Origin of the sequence: Pseudomonas sp. KCJK9111 (assembly GCF_046231935.1) — a bacterium.
Classification (GTDB): domain Bacteria; phylum Pseudomonadota; class Gammaproteobacteria; order Pseudomonadales; family Pseudomonadaceae; genus Aquipseudomonas; species Aquipseudomonas parafulva_B.
This window is the reverse complement of sequence record NZ_JBJJMO010000108.1, coordinates 1-7,492: the sequence shown is the minus strand read 5'-3', so window position 1 is coordinate 7,492 and position 7,492 is coordinate 1. Positions and strand designations below refer to the sequence as shown.

The following is a 7,492-nucleotide window of genomic DNA, read 5'->3' as shown; positions in this document are numbered from 1 at the left end:
CCGAAGAATTCAAAGACAACTGTGGTTTCAGGCTGAACGCCCATATGACGGGCGAGCCCAGCCACCTCCTTCTGCAAACCGCCATGCAGGCGTTGACCTGCATGACGCACCGCGGCGGTATCAACGCCGACGGCAAGACCGGCGACGGTTGCGGGCTGTTGATGCAGAAGCCCGATCAGTTCCTGCGTGCCATGGCCCAGGAACATTTTGCCGTCGAACTGCCCAGGCAGTACGCCGTCGGCATGGTGTTCTTCAACCAGGACCCGATAAAGGCAGAAGCGGCTCGCGCCAACATGGACCGTGAAATCCGTGCGGCCGGCCTGCAGCTGGTGGGCTGGCGCAAGGTGCCGATCGACACCAGCGTGCTGGGCCGCCTGGCCCTGGAACGCTTGCCGCAGATCGAGCAGGTGTTCATCGGTGGCGACGGCCTGAGCGATCAGGAACTGGCCATCAAGCTGTTCAGCGCCCGTCGCCGTTCGTCGGTAGCCAATGCCCATGACGCCGACCACTACATTTGCAGCTTCTCGCACAAGACCATCATCTACAAAGGCTTGATGATGCCGCGGGACCTGGCTGCGTTCTACCCGGACCTGAGCGACGAGCGCCTGCAAACCGCGATCTGCGTGTTCCACCAGCGCTTCTCCACCAACACCCTGCCGAAGTGGCCGCTGGCGCAGCCCTTCCGCTTCCTCGCCCATAACGGCGAGATCAATACCATCACGGGTAACCGCAACTGGGCCATGGCCCGGCGTACCAAGTTCGCCAATGACCAGATCCCCGATCTCGAAGAGCTTGGCCCGCTGGTCAATCGCGTCGGCTCAGACTCTTCGAGCATGGACAACATGCTCGAACTGATGGTGACCGGCGGTATCGACCTGTTCCGTGGCGTGCGCATGCTGGTGCCGCCAGCCTGGCAGAACGTCGAGACCATGGACGCCGACCTGCGCGCCTTCTATGAATACAACTCCATGCACATGGAGCCATGGGACGGCCCGGCCGGCATCGTGATGACCGAAGGCCGCCACGCGGTATGCCTGCTCGATCGCAATGGGCTGCGCCCGGCGCGCTGGGTCACCACCACCAACGGCTACATCACCATTGCCTCGGAAATCGGGGTGTGGGGCTATCAGCCTGATGAAGTACTGGCCAAGGGCCGTGTCGGGCCTGGGCAGATCCTGGCGGTGGACACCGAGACCGGGCAGATCCTCGACACCGATGCCATCGATGATCGTCTCAAGTCTCGCCACCCGTACAAGCGCTGGCTGCGTCAGCACGCCACGCGGATCCAGGCGACCCTGACCGACGACCAGGGTGTGGCCAGCTACGACGCTGACCAGCTCAAGCAGTACATGAAGATGTTCCAGGTTACCTTCGAGGAGCGTGACCAGGTGCTGCGCCCCTTGGGTGAACAGGGCCAGGAGGCGGTCGGCTCGATGGGTGACGACACGCCGATGGCCGTGCTGTCGCAGCGCGTGCGCTCGCCGTACGATTTCTTCCGCCAGCAGTTCGCCCAGGTCACCAACCCGCCGATCGACCCGCTGCGTGAAGCGATCGTGATGTCGCTGGAGATCTGCCTGGGCGCCGAGCGCAACATTTTCCAGGAGTCGCCGGAGCATGCCTCACGCGTCATCCTGAGCTCGCCCGTCATTTCGCCGGCCAAGTGGCGCTCGCTGATGAATCTGGAGCGTGACGGCTTCGAGCGTCAGTTGATCGATCTGAACTACGAAGAGGCCGTCGGGCTGGAAGCGGCTATCCGCAACATCGCCGACCAGGCCGAAGAGGCTGTGCGCGCGGGCAAGACGCAACTGGTGCTCAGCGACCGGCACATCGCACCCGGCAAGCTGCCGGTGCATGCTTCGCTGGCCGTAGGTGCGGTGCATCACCGCTTGACCGAGCAAGGCCTGCGTTGCGACAGCAATATCCTGGTGGAAACCGCCACCGCCCGCGACCCGCACCACTTCGCCGTGCTGCTGGGCTTCGGGGCCTCGGCTGTGTACCCGTACCTGGCCTATGAAGTGCTGGCCGACCTGATCCGCACGGGCGAAGTGCTGGGCGATCTGGACGAGGTCTTCAAGTACTACCGCAAGGGCATCTCCAAAGGCCTGCTCAAGATCCTGTCGAAAATGGGCATCTCCACAGTCGCCTCCTACCGGGGTGCCCAGTTGTTCGAAGCCATCGGCCTTGCCGAAGAAGTGGTCGGGCTGAGCTTCAAGGGTGTGTCGAGCCGTATCAAGGGTGCGCGCTTCGTCGATCTGGAGAGTGACCAGAAGCTGTTGGCTGCCGAGGCCTGGAGCGTACGCAAGCCGATTCAGCAGGGTGGCTTGCTGAAGTTCGTCCACGGTGGCGAATACCACGCCTATAACCCCGACGTGGTCAACACCCTGCAAGCCGCCGTGCAGCAGGGCGACTTCGCCAAGTTCAAGGAGTACACCACGCTGGTCGACCAGCGTCCGGTGTCGATGATTCGCGACCTGTTGAAGGTCAAGGTGGCCGACCAGCCGTTGCCGCTGGAGCAGATCGAGCCGCTCGACGCCATCCTCAAGCGCTTCGATTCTGCCGGTATCTCGCTGGGTGCGCTGTCTCCAGAAGCTCACGAAGCCTTGGCCGAGGCGATGAACCGCCTGGGCGCGCGCTCCAACTCCGGCGAAGGCGGCGAAGACCCAGCCCGCTACGGCACCCTCAAGAGTTCCAAGATCAAGCAGGTGGCGACCGGCCGCTTTGGCGTGACCCCTGAATACCTGGTCAATGCCGAAGTGTTGCAGATCAAGGTGGCCCAGGGCGCCAAACCCGGCGAGGGCGGCCAGCTGCCCGGCGGCAAGGTCAACGGCCTGATCGCCAAGCTGCGCTATGCCGTACCGGGCGTGACGCTGATCTCGCCCCCACCGCACCACGACATCTACTCGATCGAAGACCTGGCGCAGCTGATCTATGACCTCAAGCAGGTCAACCCGCAGGCGCTGGTTTCGGTCAAGCTGGTGGCAGAGGCAGGTGTCGGTACCATCGCCGCTGGCGTGGCCAAGGCCTATGCCGACCTCATCACCATCTCGGGCTACGACGGCGGCACGGGCGCATCGCCACTGACCTCGATCAAGTATGCGGGCGCGCCGTGGGAACTGGGCCTGGCCGAGACTCACCAGACACTGCGCGGGAACGATTTGCGCGGCAAGGTCCGGGTACAGACTGACGGCGGCCTCAAGACCGGCCTGGACGTCATCAAGGCTGCCATCCTGGGTGCCGAGAGCTTCGGCTTCGGCACCGCCCCAATGATCGCGCTGGGCTGCAAGTATCTGCGTATCTGCCACCTGAACAACTGCGCGACCGGCGTGGCGACCCAGAACGACAAGCTGCGCAAGGATCACTACATCGGCACGGTCGACATGGTCGTCAACTTCTTTACCTTCGTTGCCGAGGAAACCCGCGAGTGGCTGGCAAGGCTTGGCGTGCGCAGCCTTGGCGAGCTGATCGGGCGCACCGACCTGCTCGAGGTACTGCCGGGCGACACCGAGCGCCAGCACCATCTGGACCTGACCCCGCTGTTGGGCAGCTCGCACATTGCGGCCGACAAGCCGCAATTCTGCGAGGTGGACAGAAACCCGCCCTTCGACAAGGGCGAGCTTGCCGAGAAGATGGTCGAAATGGCCATGCCGGCGGTGCGTGACCAGGCCGGTGGCGAGTTCGCGCTCGACATCTGCAACTGCGACCGTTCCATCGGTGCGCGTGTCTCCGGTGAAATCGCCCGGTTGTACGGCAACCAGGGCATGGCCGGTGCGCCGATCACGTTCCGTTTCAAAGGCACCGCAGGCCAGAGCTTCGGCGTCTGGAACGCCGGCGGCCTGAACCTGTACCTTGAGGGTGACGCCAACGATTACGTCGGCAAGGGCATGACCGGTGGCAAGGTCACCATCGTGCCGCCGGCTGGCAGCCCGTTCGAAACCCAGCACAGCGCAATCGTCGGCAACACCTGCCTGTACGGCGCCACCGGTGGCAGGTTGTTCGCTGCCGGCACGGCGGGCGAGCGCTTCGCTGTACGCAACTCTGGTGCCCACGCCGTGGTAGAGGGCACTGGTGATCACTGCTGTGAGTACATGACCGGTGGCTTCGTCTGCGTCCTGGGCAAGACCGGTTACAACTTCGGCTCTGGCATGACGGGCGGTTTCGCCTATGTGCTCGACATGGATAACAGCTTCGTCGACAAGCTCAACCACGAACTGGTGGAAATCCAGCGCATCAGTGGTGAAGCGATGGAGGCTTACCGCAGCCACTTGGCGCGGGTTCTTGCCGAGTATGTGGATGAAACCGGTAGCGAGTGGGGGCGTGAGCTCTCCGAAAACCTGGACGACTACGTACGACGCTTCTGGTTGGTCAAGCCCAAGGCCGCCAACCTCAAGCAACTGCTGTCCAGCACCCGCGCCAACCCGCAGTAAACAGCTGCACGTGACCAACCCTGGGTGCTCGAACCGAGCAGCCCAGGGTTTGCCCGGCTCAAGTGATCGTCTTGCGGCTTGCAGCGTGTAGCGTGCGGCTGCTGTTAAGAGGTTTTGAAAAATGGCTGAACGTCTGAACAACGACTTCCAGTTCATCGAAGTGGGTCGCAAGGACCCGAAGAAAAAATTGCTGCGCCAGCGCAAGAAAGAGTTCGTGGAAATCTACGAACCCTTCAAGCCGCAGCAGTCCGTGGAACAGGCGCACCGTTGCCTGGGCTGCGGTAACCCGTATTGCGAGTGGAAGTGCCCCGTGCACAACTTCATTCCCAACTGGTTGAAGCTGGTGTCCGAGGGCAACATCCTGGCGGCCGCCGAGCTGTCGCACCAGACCAACACCTTGCCCGAAGTCTGTGGGCGCGTATGCCCACAGGACCGTCTGTGCGAAGGTGCCTGCACCCTGAACGACGGTTTCGGCGCCGTGACCATCGGCTCGGTGGAAAAGTACATCACCGACACGGCCTTCGCCATGGGCTGGCGCCCGGACATGTCCAAGGTCAAGCCAACCGGCAAGCGCGTGGCCATCATCGGTGCCGGCCCGGCTGGCCTGGGCTGCGCAGACGTACTGGTGCGCGCCGGCGTGACGCCCGTGGTGTTCGACAAGAACCCGGAAATCGGCGGCTTGCTGACCTTCGGTATCCCTGAGTTCAAGCTCGAGAAAAGCGTGCTCAGCAATCGCCGCGAAGTCTTCACCGGCATGGGTATCGAGTTCCGCCTCAACACCAACGTGGGCACGGACGTGACCATGGAGCAGTTGCTGGCTGAGTACGACGCAGTCTTCATGGGCATGGGCACCTATACCTACATGAAAGGCGGCTTCCCTGGCGAGGACCTGCCAGGGGTGCACGATGCGCTGGATTTCCTGATCGCCAACGTCAACCGCAACCTGGGTTTCGAGAAGTCGCCTGAAGATTTCGTCGACATGAAGGGTAAGAAAGTCGTGGTCCTGGGTGGTGGTGACACGGCCATGGACTGCAACCGCACCTCGATTCGCCAGGGTGCCCAGTCGGTGACCTGTGCCTATCGCCGCGACGAAGCCAACATGCCGGGTTCACGCAAGGAAGTGAAGAACGCCAAGGAAGAGGGGGTCAAGTTCCTCTACAACCGCCAGCCCATCGCCATTGTCGGTGAGGACAAGGTCGAGGGGGTGAAGGTGGTCGAGACGCGTCTGGGCGAGCCTGATGCGCGTGGGCGCCGTAGCCCGGAGCCGATCCCAGGCTCCGAAGAGATCCTGCCGGCCGATGCGGTGGTGATCGCGTTCGGCTTCCGCCCCAGCCCTGCCTCCTGGTTCGAGCTGCACGATATCCAGCTCGACAGCCAGGGCCGTGTGGTGGCGCCGGAGAAGAGCAGGTTCAAGCACCAGACCAGCAACCCGAAAGTGTTCGCCGGTGGCGACATGGTGCGCGGGTCGGACCTGGTCGTGACCGCGATCTTCGAAGGGCGCACCGCAGCCGAAGGCATCCTGGACTACCTGGAGGTCTAAGCGCGCCCTGGCAGGTCACGTGGGGTCGCTGGGCGGTCTCACTTGCCAGGGACAAGCGCCCAGACCTGCCCGGTAAATGCTTGACCTGAAGCACGCAAAAAACAAAACGCATGGCCCCGACCGTGCCTTTTGTGTCGGTGTCTGAGAAAATGCCCCCACTATTTTTCCGGATGCCGACATGACTGCCCTGAAGAACGACCGTTTCCTGCGTGCTCTGCTCAAGCAACCCGTTGACGTGACCCCGGTCTGGATGATGCGCCAGGCCGGCCGCTATCTTCCGGAGTACCGCGCCAGCCGCGCCAAGGCCGGCGACTTCATGAGCCTGTGCAAGAACCCGCAGTTCGCCTGCGAAGTGACCCTGCAGCCGTTGGACCGTTACCCGCTGGATGCGGCGATCCTGTTCTCGGACATCCTCACCATCCCGGACGCCATGGGCCTGGGCCTGTATTTCGAAACCGGTGAAGGCCCGCGTTTCAGGAAGGTGGTCAGCACCCCGGCCGACATCGAGGCGCTGCCTGTTCCCGACGCGCAGAAAGACCTGGGCTATGTGATGGACGCGGTCAGTACCATCCGCCGCGAACTCAACGGCCGCGTGCCGCTGATCGGCTTCTCCGGCAGCCCCTGGACCCTGGCCACCTACATGGTCGAAGGCGGCTCTTCCAAGGATTTTCGCAAGACCAAGGCCATGGCCTATGACAATCCGCAGGCATTGCACCTGTTGCTGGACAAACTGGCGCAGTCGGTGACCACCTACCTCAATGGGCAGATCCTGGCCGGTGCCCAGGCCGTGCAGATCTTCGATACCTGGGGCGGCAACCTGTCGTCGGCGGCCTATCAGGAGTTCTCCCTGGCCTATATGCGCAAGATCGTCAGCGGCCTGATTCGCGAACACGACGGGCGCAAGGTGCCGGTGATCCTATTCACCAAGAACGGCGGGCTGTGGCTGGAAAGTATCGCTGAAGCTGGCGCCGACGCGCTGGGCCTGGACTGGACTTGTGAAATCGGCGACGCCCGCTGTCGCGTCGGTGACAAGGTAGCCCTGCAGGGCAACATGGACCCGACCGTGCTTTACGCCAAGCCAGAAGCCATCCGCAAGGAAGTGGCGCGCATTCTGGCCAGCTACGGCAAGGGCCCCGGGCACGTGTTCAACCTCGGTCACGGCATTACCCCGGAAGTTGACCCGGAACATGCAGGCGTATTCATCAACGCCGTGCATGAACTGTCGGCGCAGTACCACCAGTAAATGCGTTGAAACGAACAGCCCGGCTAAGTGCCGGGCTTTTTGTTGTTTGACACGCGATCCTCACCGCTGAAATCGACGCGATCACACCGAAAGAGAAAAGCCTGAGGAACCGCAGGGCTTTTCCTACATAGCGGCGCCTTGGCCATTCTTAGACTCGCTCGTCCCTGTCGGGCCTCTCCGACGCAATCCCAGGCAGCCCGAGAGGGTCTGCCGAGCCGTGGCGGTATTTCTTATGCAAAAACACGCTTATTGCTGGCAGCAGATGCTGTTGCACTGGGTCTCTGC

The 7,492-nt window shown here is 62.7% G+C and carries 3 protein-coding genes; all 3 read left to right on the top strand.

Annotated elements, in window-relative coordinates; translation table 11 throughout:
- On the top strand, positions 1 to 4,424 hold a 4,424-nt coding region (gene gltB / locus ACK59L_RS21150), incomplete at its 5' end, for a glutamate synthase large subunit (protein ID WP_409275860.1).
- A gap of 121 nt (positions 4,425 to 4,545) precedes the next feature.
- Positions 4,546 to 5,964, top strand: coding sequence for an FAD-dependent oxidoreductase (locus ACK59L_RS21145; RefSeq protein ID WP_409275858.1), 1,419 nt, complete (start codon positions 4,546 to 4,548; stop codon positions 5,962 to 5,964).
- A 178-nt stretch (positions 5,965 to 6,142) separates the two neighbouring features.
- A complete protein-coding gene (hemE, locus tag ACK59L_RS21140; RefSeq protein ID WP_409275856.1) occupies positions 6,143 to 7,207 on the top strand; it encodes a uroporphyrinogen decarboxylase in 1,065 nt (354 codons plus the stop codon).
- Positions 7,208 to 7,492: the final 285 nt, after the last annotated feature.

Bases quoted from the DNA above. Each gene is read 5' to 3' on its own strand.
- ACK59L_RS21145 (WP_409275858.1), top strand. From the start codon at position 4,546: ATGGCTGAACGTCTGAACAACGACTTCCAGTTCATCGAAGTGGGTCGC.
- hemE (WP_409275856.1), top strand. From the start codon at position 6,143: ATGACTGCCCTGAAGAACGACCGTTTCCTGCGTGCTCTGCTCAAGCAA.